We start from the raw sequence: 14635 nt of genomic DNA, 5'->3' as shown, positions 1-14635 counted from the left end.
GGACGCGGGCATCTGATACGACCGCTTCCCGTTCATCGAATGAGGCCGGGCAGGCTTCCACAGTCCGCACCTATTTCTATCGTGGTACCAACACTCGAGAGAAACCTAGCACCGCCACCGAAAAACACCCTGCCAACGTGCCCGGGCCCACCGCAATCGGGCAGTGCCACAAGGGAGTTGCGCAATTCTCAGGCTGTCGACGTCACGTCGAAGCGATATAGAATCGCCATTCGAATTGTTGAGTATCACAAATCGTGGAACCCTATGCGGAGGGTCAGTCGCCACAGCAACCTTCGTCGGGCGCCGGAACCGTTCGGGTTTCCCGGGTTTGGATGTTGCGCGCGCCGAGCTCGGCGTCGGCGGGGTAGTCGACGGCGACAAGGCTCAGGCCGTGGGCGGGGGCGACCGTGACCGAGCTGGATCGTTCCGTTTCAGCGAGAAGGGTTTTGGTCCAGTCGGGGGTGCGGCGGCCTTCACCGACAGCGAGGACGGCGCCGACGAGGCTGCGGACCATCGACCAGCAGAAGGCGTCGGCGCTGACGTAAGCGGTGAGCAGGTCGCCGTCGCGTTCCCAGTCGAAGCGCTGGAGTTCGCGGATGGTGGTGGCGCCCTCACGTCGGCGGCAGAACGCAGCGAAGTTGTGCAGGCCCAACAGGTTGCGTGAAGCGGCGCGCATGGCATCGAGGTCGACGCCGGGCTTACACGGCACCACACCGCGCGCCTGCAACGGCTGCGCACCGTAGGGGGCGGTGGTGAGCCGGTAGGCGTAGTGGCGGCGCATCGCCGAGAAGCGGGCGTCGAAGTCGGCGGGAGCAGTGCGGATTTCGGTGATCCGGACATCCTTGGGCAGGAACTTCGCCATGCGGTACAGCAACTTGTCGGCGTCGAATTCGGACTCCGTGTCGAAGTGCGCGACCTGCCCCTCGGCGTGCACACCCGCGTCGGTGCGCCCGGCGACCGTCAGCTGCAGCGGCTCACGCAGCACCTTCGACAGCGACTCCTCGAGTACCCCCTGCACCGTGCGCAACCCCGGCTGGCGTGCCCAGCCGGTGAAATCGGTGCCGTCGTAACTGATCCCGAGCCGCACCCGAGTCATGCCATCCTCCTGATTTCGCACACGGAAAAGAACCGAGCCCGCCACCCACGAAGGGTGACGGGCTCGGCAGAACTCCTGAGAATCAGGCGTCCTTCTTGTCCTCGGTGGCCTCGTCGGCGGCCGGGGCGTCAGCCACGGTCTCGTCGGCGACGGTCTCGTCGACGACGGTCTCGTCGACGACGGTCTCGTCGACGACCTCAGCGGCCGGAGCCTCTTCGGTCTTCTGCGAAGCGGCGACACGACGGGCCCGATCGGCCTCGTTGGTCACGGTCTTCTCGCGGACGAGCTCGATGATGGCCATCGGCGCGTTGTCACCCTTGCGCGGCAGCGCCTTGGTGATGCGCGTGTAGCCACCCTCGCGACCCTCGAACGAGGGGCCGATGTCGGCGAACAGGACGTGGACGACGTCCTTGTTGCGGATGTCCTTCATGACCTCACGACGGTCGGCAAGGCTGCCGGCCTTCGCCTTGGTGATGATCTTCTCGGCGTAGGGACGCACCGCCTTGGCCTTGGCCTCGGTGGTCGTGATCCGACCGTGCTCGAAAAGCGCCGTGGCCAGGTTGGCGAAGATCGCCTTCTGGTGCGACGCCGAGCCGCCGAACCGGCGACCCTTCTTGGGCTTGGGCATTGTGGGTTTCTCCTGGGCGTATTAAAGCTGTTCGGTTTCGGCGTAGTCCTGCTCGCCGCCGTCGGTATCACTGAACGTGCCGCTGTCGCTCCACGTTCCGGTGCTCGCGTCGTAACCCACCACGGAGGACGGGTCGAACGACGCCGGGCTGTCCTTGAGTGAGAGGCCGAGCGTGTGCAGCTTGACCTTCACTTCGTCGATGGACTTCTGGCCGAAGTTACGGATGTCGAGCAGGTCCGACTCGGTGCGGGCAACGAGCTCGCCCACCGTGTGCACACCCTCGCGCTTGAGGCAGTTGTAGGACCGGACGGTGAGGTCCAGGTCCTCGATCGGCAGACCGAACGAGGCGATGTGATCAGCCTCGGCCGGGCTGGGGCCGATCTCGATGCCCTCGGCTTCGACGTTGAGCTCACGGGCCAGGCCGAAGAGCTCGACCAGGGTCTTACCCGCCGAAGCGAGCGCGTCCCGAGCCGTGATGGAGTTCTTGGTCTCCACGTCGAGGATGAGACGGTCGAAGTCGGTGCGCTGCTCGACACGGGTGGCCTCGACCTTGTAGGTCACCTTGAGCACCGGGGAGTAGATCGAATCCACCGGGATCCGGCCGATTTCCGCGCCGGTCGCCTTGTTCTGCACGGCGGGCACGTAACCGCGGCCCCGCTCGACGACGAGCTCGATCTCGAGCTTGCCCTTGTCGTTCAGGGTGGCGATGTGCATGTCCGGGTTGTGCACGATGACGCCGGCGGGCGGGACGATGTCACCGGCGGTGACGGTGCCCGGGCCCTGCTTACGCACGTACATGGTGACCGGCTCGTCCTCTTCGGAGGACACGACCAGACCCTTGAGGTTCAGGATGATGTCGGTGACATCTTCCTTCACGCCGGGAACGGTGGTGAACTCGTGCAGGACGCCGTCGATGCGGATGCTCGTGACCGCGGCCCCCGGGATGGAGGACAGCAGGGTACGACGCAGCGAGTTGCCGAGGGTGTAACCGAAGCCCGGCTCGAGGGGTTCGATGGTGAACTTCGAGCGGTTCTCCGCCACAACCTCTTCGGTCAGTGTCGGACGCTGGGAAATCAGCATGAGGATCTACTTCCTGTTCAGGGCATCCGCTATTTGATGCCTCGTCAGTGATTGCGGGGGCCGCTGTGTGAGCAGCCCCCACCAAAAGCGCTTACTTCGAGTAGTACTCGACGATGAGCTGTTCCTGCAGCGGCACATCGATCTGCGCGCGCTCGGGCAGCTGGTGCACCAGGATGCGCAGGCGGCCGGGGACGACCTGCAGCCAACCGGGAACCGGGCGGTCGCCGACGGTCTCGCGAGCCACCTGGAACGGCAGCGTCGGGAGCGACTTCTCCTTGACATCGATGATGTCGTACTGGGAGACCTGGTAGCTGGGGACGTTCACCTTGACACCGTTGACGATGAAGTGACCGTGGCTGACCAGCTGACGGGCCTGACGACGGGTACGAGCCAGACCGGCGCGGTACACGACGTTGTCCAGACGCGACTCGAGCAGACGGAGCAGGTTGTCGCCGGTCTTACCCTTGAGGCGGTTGGCCTCTTCGTAGTAACGACGGAACTGCTTCTCCATGACGCCGTACGAGAAGCGAGCCTTCTGCTTCTCCTGCAGCTGCATGAGGTACTCGGATTCCTTGATCCGCGCGCGGCCGTGCTGGCCGGGCGGGTAAGGACGACGCTCGAACGCCTGGTCGCCTCCGACGAGGTCGACGCGCAGACGACGCGACTTGCGGGTGATGGGGCCTGTATAACGTGCCATTTTGAGCTTTTTCCTTTCCCGCTATTAGACGCGACGCCGCTTGGGCGGACGGCAGCCGTTGTGCGGCTGCGGAGTGACATCGGAGATCGAGCCCACTTCCAGGCCTGCGGCCTGCAGCGAACGGATCGCGGTCTCGCGGCCCGAACCCGGGCCCTTCACGAACACGTCGACCTTCTTGACGCCGTTCTCCTGCGCCTTGCGGGCAGCGTTCTCGGCAGCGAGCTGCGCGGCGAACGGGGTGCTCTTACGCGAACCCTTGAAACCGACGTGACCCGACGACGCCCACGAGATGACATTGCCCTCGGGGTCGGTGATCGAGACGATGGTGTTGTTGAACGTGCTCTTGATGTGCGCGTGGCCGTGCGGGATGTTCTTCTTATCCCGGCGACGCGACTTCTGAGTCTTCTTCGGGCCAGCGGCCCGGCTCTTCGGAGGCATACGCTATCCCTACTTCTTCTTGCCGGCGACGGTCTTCTTCGGACCCTTGCGCGTACGCGCGTTGGTCTTGGTGCGCTGACCACGAACAGGCAGGCCACGACGGTGGCGGATGCCCTGGTAGCAGCCGATCTCGATCTTGCGACGAATATCGGCCTGAACCTCGCGGCGCAGGTCACCTTCGACCTTGTAGTCCGTGCCCTCGATGAAGTCGCGGAGCTTCGACAGGTCGTCGTCACTGAGATCCTTGGAGCGCAGGTCCGGGCTGACGCCCGTCTCGGCCAGGATCTGGGCGGCGCGGGTGCGCCCGATTCCGAAAATGTAGGTCAGCGCGATCTCCATGCGCTTTTCGCGCGGGAGATCAACGCCCATCAGACGTGCCATGTGGCAGGTTCCTTAATGGTTGCGGAGGTCTGCTCCCCGTCCGTCCCCCCGTGTACAAAGTGGGGGCACCGGCCTCCGTGCCGGTGGATGGCGCGCACACGTACGTACGCGCTGGAACTGGGAGTGCTTCTTTCGGTCAGTCCGATCAGACGATCGGTGCCCGGTGGTGAGGCTGAATCAGCCCTGACGCTGCTTGTGGCGCAGGTTGTCGCAGATCACCATGACCCGGCCGTGACGGCGGATCACCTTGCACTTCTCGCAGATCTTCTTGACGCTCGGATTAACCTTCACGTCAGTCCAATCTTCTCTTGGTCCACACAGGTGGTGTGAACACAGTTTTTCCCCAGCCAGAAGACTGGGGAAGTCTGGTGTGCGTCCCGTTGCCGGGACACTGTGCGACGCCGCGCGCCGGTGGGGCTCGCGACGCCGTCAGGCATCACTTGTAGCGGTAGACAATCCGGCCGCGTGAGAGGTCGTACGGCGACAGCTCGACGACCACGCGGTCTTCCGGAAGGATACGAATGTAGTGCTGCCGCATCTTTCCGCTGATGTGCGCGAGAACCTTGTGACCGTTCTCGAGCTCGATCCGGAACATCGCATTGGGCAGCGGCTCGACAACTCGACCCTCGACCTCGATGGCCCCGTCTTTCTTCGCCATATCCTCCGCGATCCCGGTTACGCTCAACCTGAGTTTGATGGCCGTCCGCTGTGTAGCGTCAACCAAGAGCCCGTCGACATGCATGCGAACAGTCGGCGCATAGGTGCACCGCCGCTCAAGCTTACCGGGCCGGGCGGCCAGAGGCAAAAGTGCCCCGAACCGTACACCTCGACGGGGCCTCGCGCTGAGCTATCAACGGGCTGATCCGGAGCTACGAGGCGGCCACCACCGCGTTGGGGTTGTCGCGTAAACTCACCGACGTCGGAGAAGTGGGTCGATCAGATCGGGGGACCCTGGTGAGCGAGGCGTGCCGGTGAGCCGCAACAACGACAGCCTCCCCATGCTGCCGCCGTGGCTGTCGGAGAGCGACGTCACGCAGGTCGGGTACGAGGCTCCGGTCGAGAACCTGCCCCAGGACGACGAGATCGACGAGGCGCCCAAACGCCGCCGCTTCATGAGCCGCGGTGACGATGCTGCGCGTAAGGACAAGGGCAGGCGCCGCCGTAAGGACCGCGAGTCCGAGGAAGAAGCCCCCGCTCAGCAGCACTCCGCACGCCCGGCCGAGCCGACCCACCAGTCCGGTTGGTCCACTCAGCCGCCCGCGAACCCACTGATCCCCGGCCCGTCACACCAGCAGCCGCGTCAGCAGCCCACCTACGACCAGCCGCCACACCAGCAGTCCGGCTATCCCGGCGAGCAGCAGCCGCCCCAGGGTCAGGCCGCGTTTCAGCAGCCCGCCCCGCATCAGCAGGCGGGGCAGTACCAGCAGGCTGTGCCCGAGCAGCCGAGCGTCGGCAGGCAGCCCGCCCCGGACCGTCTGACGGCGCCGACCAGCGCACCGCCGTCATCGATCGATCCAGCGCCGCGGCCGGACGCCCATGGTCCGTCGTCCGCCCCTGGTCCGTCGGCAGCGGATCCGGCGCCGTGGGCCGTCGGCCAGGCGTCGACGATCAGTCCGGCCCCGTGGCAGACGGGTCAGCCGACAGCGGATCACGCGCCGACTTCCGCCGCCGCGCCCCCGCCGATCCCGCCCGCGCCGTCGCCCACCAGCGGGCCTGCTCACGCAGGCCCGGCAACAGCCGCACCGACCACCGAGGCGGCGGATCACGCCGCGAACGCGCTCCCCACGCGTACGCCGGCACCACCGTCGACCGGCTTCACCCCGCTGGGGCCGAACCAGCGGCCCGATCTCCCCCCGCCCCCTCCCCTGCCCGACCCGCCCGCACGGCCGACCCAGGCCCCACCACGCCTGACCGTCCCGCCGACCGCCGCCGAATCACGGCCGGTCACCGCCGACCAGGAAGTTGCGCAGGCGGGCCCCGCCACCTCCCCACCGGCGACGCCTGGTGAAGAAGGCGGGCAACCCACCACACAGTCGACCTCCACGCGCAGTGAGTCCGAGCAGGCCACACCGCCTTCCCCCGCTGAGTCGGCTGAATCGCAGACGATCGGTGCGCGGCACTCGGCCGGATGGTCGATGCCCGACGAGCAAGCACCCGCGAACACCACTGCCGCCGACAGCACCGCGCGGCCGAGCGTGGCCGAACCGCAGGCAGCGTGGGACTCGTTCGCCGATCACGCACCGTCGCCGACAACGGCGGTCCCTGCCGCATCCGAGCCCACGCAGACACCGGTGACGGCCGAACCCCAGTCGGAAACCGCGCGGACCACCAGCGAATCCGCACCGCAGCACCACGTAGCGCAGACACCGCCGACCTCGACGCCTGAGGCATCCTCGGAAACCGGGCATTCGGATGCCCGGTCCCCGCATGCCGCAGGCGAATCCGCGCCGCAGCACGGGTCGCCTTACAGCTCCGGCGAGTCCGCGGCTCCGCAACGACCTAGCGAGGAGCGGTCGCCGTACGCGACGGGCGAGAACGCGCGGCCCACGACTTATCCTCCGACGCAATACAACTCCGTGCCCGGCGATCCCACGCCCGCTGTCCCGACGCACGCGCCGGATGGGCGGACCGAGGTCATCCGGTCCGATGATCCCCGGCTGCAGAATCGTGTGCCGAGTAGCGAACACGGGCAGCCGAACCGGCAGAGCGGTGCGCAAACCGGTTATCGCTCGGGTGAATTCGTGCAAGCGGCCGACGGCGCATCGCCGTATCCCCGTCCCGACGGCACCCCGGCCCAGCACCAGCAGCCCGATGGTCTGCCCACCTACGGACCCGACGGCATCGCCCAGCGACCCGACGGTGCGGCGCCGCAGTATCGACCCGAAGCCGCTCCCGCACAGCAGTATCAACAGCCGAATCAGGGCGCGCAGCAACAGTTCCCGGCACCACAGCACCAGCCCGACGGCACTGTCGCGCCGTACCAGCAGCAGCCCAACGGCCCGGCCCAGCAGTTCCACCCCGACGGCACCCCGGTCCAGCAGTACAACCAGCCCAACGGCCCGCAGTACCAGCCCGACGGCACCCCGGCGCAGCAGTACCAGCAGCCCAACGCGACCCCGCAGCAGTACCAGCAGCCCGGCAACTACCAGCAGGGCCAGCAACCGCCCTACGGCCAACCCGGTTGGGGCGCACAGCCGCAGGGCTACCAGCCCTCGCTCGACGACGTCCCGGTCAAGCGTGCGAAGAAGGCCCCCGGCAGCGGTTGGCGCAAGGCCGTGCACCACGTGTCCGGCGGTGCGATCAACCCCGGGATGTCGGCGGAGGAACTGCGCCTGCAGGAGCTCGTTGCCCGTATTCGCCAACCTGTGCGCGGCGACTACCGCATCGCGGTGCTCTCACTGAAGGGTGGCGTCGGCAAGACGACCACCACCACCGGCCTCGGCTCGATCTTCGCCTCGATCCGCGGCGATCGAGTCATCGCCGTCGACGCCAACCCCGACTTCGGCACCCTGTCGCAGCGCGTGGCCATCCAGACTCGCTCGACCGTGCGCGACCTGCTGCTCGACCCGGCGATCCAGCGCTACTCCGACGTCCGCAGGCACACCTCCCAGGGCTCCAGCCGACTGGAAGTCCTTGCCAGCGAGCGTGATCCGGCCGCATCGGAAGCGTTCAACGACGAGGAATACCGGGCCGTGGCCCGCATCCTGCAGCGCTTCTACAACATCATCCTCACCGACTGCGGCACCGGCCTGATGCACTCGGCGATGAGCGGCGTCCTCGACCTCGCCCACTCGCTCGTGCTGATCTCCTCGGCCGCCATCGACGGCGCCCGCAGCGCGGCCGCGACCCTGGACTGGCTGTCGCTGCACGGCCACGACCACCTGGTCCGCAACGCCGTCGTCGTCATCAACCTGCCGCGTGAGGGCTCACCCAACGTCGGCGTCCAGCAGCTGCGCCAGTACTTCCTCTCCCGCTGCCGAGCCGTCCACATCATCCCCTTCGACGAGCACCTCTCCGAGGGCGCCGAAATCGACCTGCACCGCCTGCACAAGACCACCAAGCGCGCCTATGTCGAATTGGCGGCGACGGTGGCCGACGAGTTCAGCGTTCACCACCACCGCCTCGGCTGACCCACGACGAACCACGCGGCGTCAGGTCACCACTCCGGCAACCGCCTGCGCCCGGCCAGCACGTCGCGCACCAGATCGTCGTAGGCATCGGCCAATTCGGCCAGGTGGTGCCATGCGCAGTGCAGCATCTCGTCGTTGGCGGCCAACGTCATGAGGGCATGGTGGGCACGCACCGAAGCCTCGGCCATGCGGTCGATGACCGCGCCGACGGTCTCGGTGTGCAGCGACGCGCCGAGGCGATGCTGCGGCACTCCGCGCAGCACCCAGTCGTCGATCGCCAACACCAGTTCCCCACGGCGACAGTCTATTTCGCGGAGGACCACCGGATCGGTGTCGACCCGTCCGCCGCGCCCGACGACGCGTTTCTCGTGCAGCACGGCCAGATCACGCGCGAACCACAACAGCGGTCCACCGACCACCCGATGTCCGCGACACGCCCGAACGAGAATGTCGGAGAGGGGTAACGGACCGGTAGCTGCCGGGTGCCCGGCGGTGTCGACACTCCGCATAGTGTCGGGGAAAGCCATTACAACTGTTGAACTCTCCGAACCAGCCACGTTGCCTCGCCGTCATCGCCGCAGAGCACCGGATCAGGACGTTCATTACAATAAACCTCGCAAGCTCTCTGTCAAGCATTACTCGGCCGTAGGTAACCGATACGAGTACACTTCGTTACCTGCACGACCTACCGAGGAGCATGATGGCGGACGGTCCGACCTATCTCCGGATCGCGAACCTCCTCCGCGAGGAGATCCGCGCGGGCACATGGAAACCGGGCGACCGGTTGCCCAGCCACTCCGAGCTCGCCGATCAGATGCAGGTCTCGATCACCACCTCACGCAATGCGATTCAGGTACTGGTCGCCGAGAATCTGGTCTACACAGCGACTTCCCGCGGCACCATCGTGCGAAATCAGGAAGTACTGGAATCGGTGGTCACCGACCACATCCGTCGCGACCGGCCCCCGTCGTCGCACGACATCTTCGAGGAGATCGCGCGCGCGGCCAACCGCGAACCGTCCAAGCAGTTCAGCACCAGGATGGAACCCGCGGACCCCGAAGTCGCGCGCTGGCTCGGCGTCGCCGCCGACTCCTGGGTGCTGGCCCGCACGGTGGTGCAGTACCTCGACAACGAACCGTGGTCGTGGGAGGTGAGCTTCTACCCCCGCGACCTCGCCGAGGCCGCGGGCATCGACTCCCCCCACGACATCCCCGAGGGCACCACCCGCCGCCTGGCCGACCGCGGCTACGGCGAGACCGCCCACCGTGACACCGTGCTGGCCCGCGCCGCCACCGCCGAGGAAGCGGCGGTCCTCGGCGTCGCCACCGGCACCGTCCTGCTCGACCACCTGCGCATCGGCGCCAATCACGACCGCGTCACCCGCGCCACCCGGCACCGCTCCCTGGCAGGCCGCAATCAACTGGCCTACCAGCTCGGCGACACCATGGGCACCGACATCATCGCCCGCACCCTCGGCATCGCACCCCGGCCGGCCGTCGCGCTGCCATGACGGTGCGCCTGCGCCCGGCCACCCTGGGCGACCTGCCGCTGATCTGCCGCCTGCGCGTGCAGCGCACGTCGTGGCTGACCGCACGCGGGTCGGATCAGTGGACGGTGGCCGGACGCGGACGGCCGATCGAGATCTTCGCCGGGGCGGTCGGGCGGGCACTGGACCGGGGTGAGACGTGGGTCGCGGAGGTGGACGGTGAGCCGGCGGGGACGATCACGGTCAACCATCGGGCCGATCCCGGTCTGTGGTCGGCGTGGGAGCTGGCCGAGTCGGTGATCGTGCATTGCATGATCACCGATCTGCGGTTCGCGGGTCTGCGGGTCGGTGATCACATGTTGGCGCATGCCGCCGCGCTGGCCGAGGAAGAGCAACGGCCGTGGGTTCGTCTCGACGCCTGGACTACCAATACCGGGCTCCACGACTACTACCGCCGTGCGGGTTTCGTGCTGACGCGAGTCGCGGGTCCGGTCGCGACCGGACCGTCGAGGGCCCTGTTCGAACGGCAGACCGCGACCTGGCCGTCCCGGTTGCCGCCGAGATTCACCATCGCGGGTGCGCAGCGGGGGTTCTCGGCAGCCTCCCTTCAGGACTGACCCGCCTACAGCGGTGGCAGGTCGGCGATCTGCACGAGCTCGATTCCCTGGCTGCGCGAGACCAACGTGCCGCGCCCCGGTGGCATCTTGCTCGGGCGGACGTCGCCGATCAGTTTTCCCTCGTCCCGTGAACCGCTCATGATCAGTGTCTGCACCGACAGGTTCTTCATCGCGCCGAGCACCGGGTCGTACAGCGCACGCGACGCACCGCCGATACGTCGCGTGACGACCAGGTGCAGGCCGATATCGCGCGCCTGCGGCAGGTATTCGAGCAACGGGGCGAACGGGTTGACCGATCCGGTGACCACCATGTCGTAGTCGTCGACGACGACATAGATCTCCGGGCCCGACCACCAGCTACGTTCGCGCAGTTGCTGCTGGGTGATGTCCGAACCCGGGATTCGTTTGGCCAGGTAGGCCGCGACCTCGGCGATCATCGGCCCACAGGTCTGCGACGAGGTCGAGTACCCGGCCAGCTGGTCGCCCTCGAGCACGCCGAGCATGGTGCGCCGATAGTCGATCAGGATCACCCGCGCCTCGGACGCGTCGGACTGCTCGGCGATGCTCATCACGATATTGCGCAGCAGCGTGGTCTTGCCGCATTCCACGTCCGCGAAGGCCATGAAGTGTGGTTCGAGACCGAAATCCAGTATCAGCGGCTGCAATTCGGATTCGCCGAGACCGACGACGACCTTGCTGCGGTCGAGCGTGACGCCCTGTTCCCTGGCGGCGCCGACGACCTCGTCGCGCGGGAAACTCAGCGGCAGCATCCGCACCTGCGGGGCACGTCGGCCCGGATACAGCGCGATGAGTTCCTCGCGCGCCCTGGTGACGCCGTCGGCGACCGTGGCGGGGTCGGAGTCGGAATCCAGGCGGGGCAGCGCGATCAGCATGTGCAACTGCTCGCGGGTGAGACCGCGACCCGGCCTGCCGACCGGAACCTGATGCGCGGTGCGACGATTCATCTCCGAGTCGCCGGGGTCGCCGAGGCGCAGCTCCAGCCGGGTACCGACCTGGTCCTTGACCACCGGCCGGATCTCGGCCCAGCGCGAGGCGCCGATCATCAGGTGCACACCGAAGGAAAGACCCTGGGTGGCAATGGCATTGATCAGCGGTTCGAGGATGTCGAATTCCTCGCGGATGGCGCCCCAGCCGTCGATCACCAGGAACACGTCACCGAACTGGTCGGCGGCGAGCAGATCGCCCGGTGCCGCGGTGGTCCCGTTGATCTGCCGCGCCTCGAGCGCGGAGAACTTGCGGCGACGGAACTCGGCCATCGATTCGATGCCGAGCTCGGCGAACCGTTCCTCGCGCTGGCGCATCAGGGTGGTGAGCTCGGCGATGGTGCGCCGCACCCGGTCGCCGTCGAGGCGACCGGCGACCGAACCGACGTGGGGTATGCCGACCAGACCGGCCATGCTGCCACCACCGAAGTCGAGGCAGTAGAACTGCACCTGTTCGGGCGTGTGCGTGGCGGCGGCGGCCAGGATGATCGTGCGCAGCGTGGTCGACTTGCCCGACTGCGGGCCGCCCACCACCGCGACATTGCCCTGCGAGCCCGCGAGATTGATGGTGAGCACGTCACGGCGCTGCTCGTAGGGCTTGTCGATGACACCGATCGGCATCCACAGCTGACCGTGCCGGTTCACCGGCGAACGCCAGTCCGGGTCGGGCAGCAACATATCGGCGGTCGGCGATTCCTCCAGCGGCGGCAGCCACACCTCGTGGGCGGGCCTGCCGTGCCCGGTGAGCCGCTTGACCACCACGTCGAGCAGCGAATCCGGGATGCCCTCCTCGGTGCTCTGCCCGGCGGGTGGGGGCGGTGGCGGCAGTTCCGGCCGACCGCGCAGGATCGGGTCCGTCTCCTCGTGTTCCGGCTCGATCTCGGCGGCCTCGACGGGGGCCGCGGTGAACACCACCGGCCGTTGTCCGCCGACCGGCGCGCCGTCGTCGTCGATGACCGTGCCGACCGGGGCCACATAGGAACCCGAGACATAGCTGGCATTGAACCGAAGTGGTTCGGACGCGTCGCTCTTGAGATAGCCCGCGCCGGGCACGCTCGGCAGGTGGTAGGCATCGGTGATGCCGAGGACGGCGCGTGATTCGTTGGCCGAGAAGGTACGCAGACCGATCCGATAGGACAGATGCGACTCCAGGCCGCGCAGCTTGTTCTCCTCCAGGCGCTGCGAGGCCAGCAGCAGATGGACGTGCAGCGAGCGACCGAGGCGGCCGATCATCACGAACAGCTCCGCGAAATCCGGCTTCTGTGAGAGCAATTCGGAGAACTCGTCGACCACCACGAACAGTGCGGGCAGTGGATCGAGCGGAACGCCTGCCGCCCTTGCCTTCTCGTAGTCGGTGACGTTGGCGTAGTTGCCCGACGAGCGCAGCAGCTCTTGGCGGCGGTTCATCTCACCGGCGAGCGCGTCCTTCATGCGGTCGACCAGCGAGAGCTCGTCCTCGAGGTTGGTGATCACGGCCGCGACATGCGGCAGCGAGTCCAGACCGAGGAAGGTCGCACCACCCTTGAAGTCGACGAGCACCAGGTTGAGCGCGTCCGGAGAGTGGGTGGTGACCAGCGAAAGCACCAGCGTACGAAGGAATTCCGACTTACCGGAGCCGGTGGCGCCGATGCACAGGCCGTGTGGACCCATGCCGTTCTCGGCCGACTCCTTGATGTCGATCTCGACCGGCGTGCCGTCCGGGGTGATACCGATCGGCACGCGCAGGCGCTCCCGCGCGGTTCGCGGGCGCCACACCCGAGCCGGGTCGATCTGGGCGGCATCGGGAATACGCAACAGCGCCATCAGGCCGGGGTCACTGGTGGTGCCCTCCCCCAGGCTGACGATCTGCGCGGCCGTCGCGAGCCGGTAGCGGGCCAGCGAGCGGGCGAAGGCCGCTGCCTCGGCCGGACTGACCTCGTCGGCCGTGGCGAACCGCTCCACCCCGGCGGCACTGCGCGCCGACACCGCACCGTCGGCGACGACCAGTTGCAGGCCGCGCCGTGCCGCGAGTCCGTTCTCGGGTGCGGTCAGATCCAGCACGGTCACCGAGTCGAGGCCGGATTCGCTGATGGTGCGTTCGTTGCCGCTGATGTAGCCGTCATCGATCACCACCACCAAATGCAGCCTGCCCTGGGTGGGCTGCGGATTGCGCATGAACCGGCCGCGTTCCATCAGCTCGGTCTGCAAGGCCGATTCGAGCTCACCGAGCGAGGTGTACATCATCCGCGCCGAGCCGAGCCCGTCCCGCACCGACGGATGCTGCACGTGCGGAAGCCATTTCGCCCAGGCCCACTGCGCGTCCGGATCGGCGCAGACGATGGCGACGACGAGATTGTCCGGCCCGTGGAAGGTGGTCAGTTCCATCAGCATGGCCCGCACCAGCTCGCGGCCCTCGTCGAGGTCGCCGCCGATGTTGATGGCGGGAAAGGCCCGCAGCGAGACCGCGGTCGGCAGTTCGTGCACCACCGAATGGGTACGTACGAATCGGCGCAGCGCCACCGTCGAGACCGGCTCCAGGTCTTCGAGCGGACCGGTTTCGGGCCTGGCCAGCTTGGTGGCGAGGCGGTGGCTGCCGACGCCGACTCGGACGTGCCCGAAGTCGGGGTCGTTGGGGCGGCGCTCCCACATCCGCCTGCTGCCGATCAGCGAGGGCAGATCGGCGGGTTCGGGATGACTCCAGCCCAGGGTCTCGAGCTGTTTGGTGCCGGTGGTGCGCACATCCTTGCGTACCTGGTCCAGATACCGGAAGTAGTCCTTGCGTTCCTCGTTGAGCTCGACGGCGCGCTTGGGGCCACCGCCGCGCATGCCCGCCATCATGCCGACCATCGACATGAGCATCATCATCGGGAACATCATCATCATCGGATTGGCCAGCAGATTGCGGCCCATGGTGGCCATCATCGCGATCATGCCGACCACCGCGATCACCATGATGACGGGCATCAGCTTCATCATCAGCGGCGACGGAATGGCGCGCTGGATCTCCGGCGGCGGGGTGAGCGAGACTTCACCACCCGGTGCGCGCGGCGGCGCGATCCGGGGGCGACGGACGAAACCTTCGGTTGCCATCGATCCCTC

At 67.3% G+C, this 14635-nt stretch carries 13 protein-coding genes; 3 read left to right on the top strand and 10 right to left on the bottom strand.

Features of this window, described 5'->3' with window-relative positions; all coding sequences use genetic code 11:
• Window positions 1-274: 274 nt before the first annotated feature.
• The 8 genes from truA to infA form a co-directional block, all read right to left on the bottom strand.
• A complete protein-coding gene (truA, locus tag QX204_RS02530) occupies window positions 275-1087 on the bottom strand; it encodes a tRNA pseudouridine(38-40) synthase TruA (protein ID WP_367620212.1) in 813 nt (270 codons plus the stop codon).
• Window positions 1088-1178: 91 nt separating this feature from the next.
• Window positions 1179-1724, bottom strand: coding sequence for a 50S ribosomal protein L17 (gene rplQ, locus QX204_RS02525; protein ID WP_301904993.1), 546 nt, complete (start codon window positions 1722-1724; stop codon window positions 1179-1181).
• Between the two features lie 21 nt (window positions 1725-1745).
• Window positions 1746-2804, bottom strand: coding sequence for a DNA-directed RNA polymerase subunit alpha (locus QX204_RS02520; protein ID WP_056818293.1), 1059 nt, complete (start codon window positions 2802-2804; stop codon window positions 1746-1748).
• Window positions 2805-2895: 91 nt separating this feature from the next.
• Window positions 2896-3501, bottom strand: a complete 606-nt coding sequence (gene rpsD, locus QX204_RS02515; RefSeq protein WP_301904992.1) for a 30S ribosomal protein S4 — start codon at window positions 3499-3501, stop codon at window positions 2896-2898.
• Window positions 3502-3525: 24 nt separating this feature from the next.
• Window positions 3526-3939 (bottom strand): 30S ribosomal protein S11, encoded by a 414-nt coding sequence (gene rpsK, locus QX204_RS02510; RefSeq protein ID WP_019045110.1) that lies wholly within the window; start codon window positions 3937-3939, stop codon window positions 3526-3528.
• 9 nt (window positions 3940-3948) lie between these two features.
• Window positions 3949-4320 carry a 30S ribosomal protein S13 gene (gene rpsM / locus QX204_RS02505; RefSeq protein ID WP_056818296.1) on the bottom strand — a complete coding sequence of 124 codons (372 nt, stop codon included), beginning with the start codon at window positions 4318-4320 and terminating at the stop codon, window positions 3949-3951.
• A gap of 177 nt (window positions 4321-4497) precedes the next feature.
• Window positions 4498-4611: a 50S ribosomal protein L36 gene (rpmJ, locus tag QX204_RS02500; protein ID WP_056818299.1), complete on the bottom strand. Its 114-nt coding sequence runs from the start codon at window positions 4609-4611 to the stop codon at window positions 4498-4500.
• A 145-nt stretch (window positions 4612-4756) separates the two neighbouring features.
• Window positions 4757-4978: a translation initiation factor IF-1 gene (infA, locus tag QX204_RS02495; protein ID WP_003418601.1), complete on the bottom strand. Its 222-nt coding sequence runs from the start codon at window positions 4976-4978 to the stop codon at window positions 4757-4759.
• Between the two features lie 313 nt (window positions 4979-5291).
• Between infA and QX204_RS02490 the strand changes: the two genes are divergently transcribed.
• Complete coding sequence (locus tag QX204_RS02490) at window positions 5292-8450, top strand: nucleotide-binding protein (RefSeq protein WP_301904991.1); 3159 nt, start codon at window positions 5292-5294, stop codon at window positions 8448-8450.
• Window positions 8451-8476: 26 nt separating this feature from the next.
• Here the strand turns inward: QX204_RS02490 and QX204_RS02485 are convergent, their stop codons facing one another.
• A complete protein-coding gene (locus QX204_RS02485) occupies window positions 8477-8869 on the bottom strand; it encodes a DUF4254 domain-containing protein (protein WP_301904990.1) in 393 nt (130 codons plus the stop codon).
• Window positions 8870-9150: 281 nt separating this feature from the next.
• On the opposite strand from QX204_RS02485, the gene QX204_RS02480 reads away from it, so the two are divergent.
• Together QX204_RS02480 and QX204_RS02475 are read left to right on the top strand one after the other, a co-directional pair.
• Window positions 9151-9960, top strand: a complete 810-nt coding sequence (locus tag QX204_RS02480) for a GntR family transcriptional regulator (RefSeq protein WP_301904989.1) — start codon at window positions 9151-9153, stop codon at window positions 9958-9960.
• Window positions 9957-10553: a GNAT family N-acetyltransferase gene (locus tag QX204_RS02475; RefSeq protein ID WP_301904988.1), complete on the top strand. Its 597-nt coding sequence runs from the start codon at window positions 9957-9959 to the stop codon at window positions 10551-10553. The genes QX204_RS02480 and QX204_RS02475 overlap by 4 nt, the downstream gene beginning before the upstream one ends.
• A gap of 5 nt (window positions 10554-10558) precedes the next feature.
• Here QX204_RS02475 and eccCa read toward each other — a convergent pair whose 3' ends face one another.
• Window positions 10559-14626: a type VII secretion protein EccCa gene (gene eccCa / locus QX204_RS02470; RefSeq protein ID WP_301904987.1), complete on the bottom strand. Its 4068-nt coding sequence runs from the start codon at window positions 14624-14626 to the stop codon at window positions 10559-10561.
• Window positions 14627-14635 lie beyond the last annotated feature (9 nt).

The organism is Nocardia sp. PE-7 (assembly GCF_030486425.1).
In the GTDB taxonomy this organism is placed as follows: Bacteria; Actinomycetota; Actinomycetes; order Mycobacteriales; family Mycobacteriaceae; genus Nocardia; species Nocardia salmonicida_A.
The sequence above is the reverse complement of the archived record's forward strand: the minus strand, read 5'-3'. Positions and strand labels throughout refer to the sequence as shown.

Coding starts and splice junctions, on each gene's coding strand:
- infA (WP_003418601.1), bottom strand. CDS start 4,978: ATGGCGAAGAAAGACGGGGCCATCGAGGTCGAGGGTCGAGTTGTCGAG.
- rpsD (WP_301904992.1), bottom strand. CDS start 3,501: ATGGCACGTTATACAGGCCCCATCACCCGCAAGTCGCGTCGTCTGCGC.
- rplQ (WP_301904993.1), bottom strand. CDS start 1,724: ATGCCCAAGCCCAAGAAGGGTCGCCGGTTCGGCGGCTCGGCGTCGCAC.
- rpsM (WP_056818296.1), bottom strand. CDS start 4,320: ATGGCACGTCTGATGGGCGTTGATCTCCCGCGCGAAAAGCGCATGGAG.
- QX204_RS02520 (WP_056818293.1), bottom strand. CDS start 2,804: ATGCTGATTTCCCAGCGTCCGACACTGACCGAAGAGGTTGTGGCGGAG.
- QX204_RS02480 (WP_301904989.1), top strand. CDS start 9,151: ATGGCGGACGGTCCGACCTATCTCCGGATCGCGAACCTCCTCCGCGAG.
- QX204_RS02475 (WP_301904988.1), top strand. CDS start 9,957: ATGACGGTGCGCCTGCGCCCGGCCACCCTGGGCGACCTGCCGCTGATC.
- eccCa (WP_301904987.1), bottom strand. CDS start 14,626: ATGGCAACCGAAGGTTTCGTCCGTCGCCCCCGGATCGCGCCGCCGCGC.
- rpsK (WP_019045110.1), bottom strand. CDS start 3,939: ATGCCTCCGAAGAGCCGGGCCGCTGGCCCGAAGAAGACTCAGAAGTCG.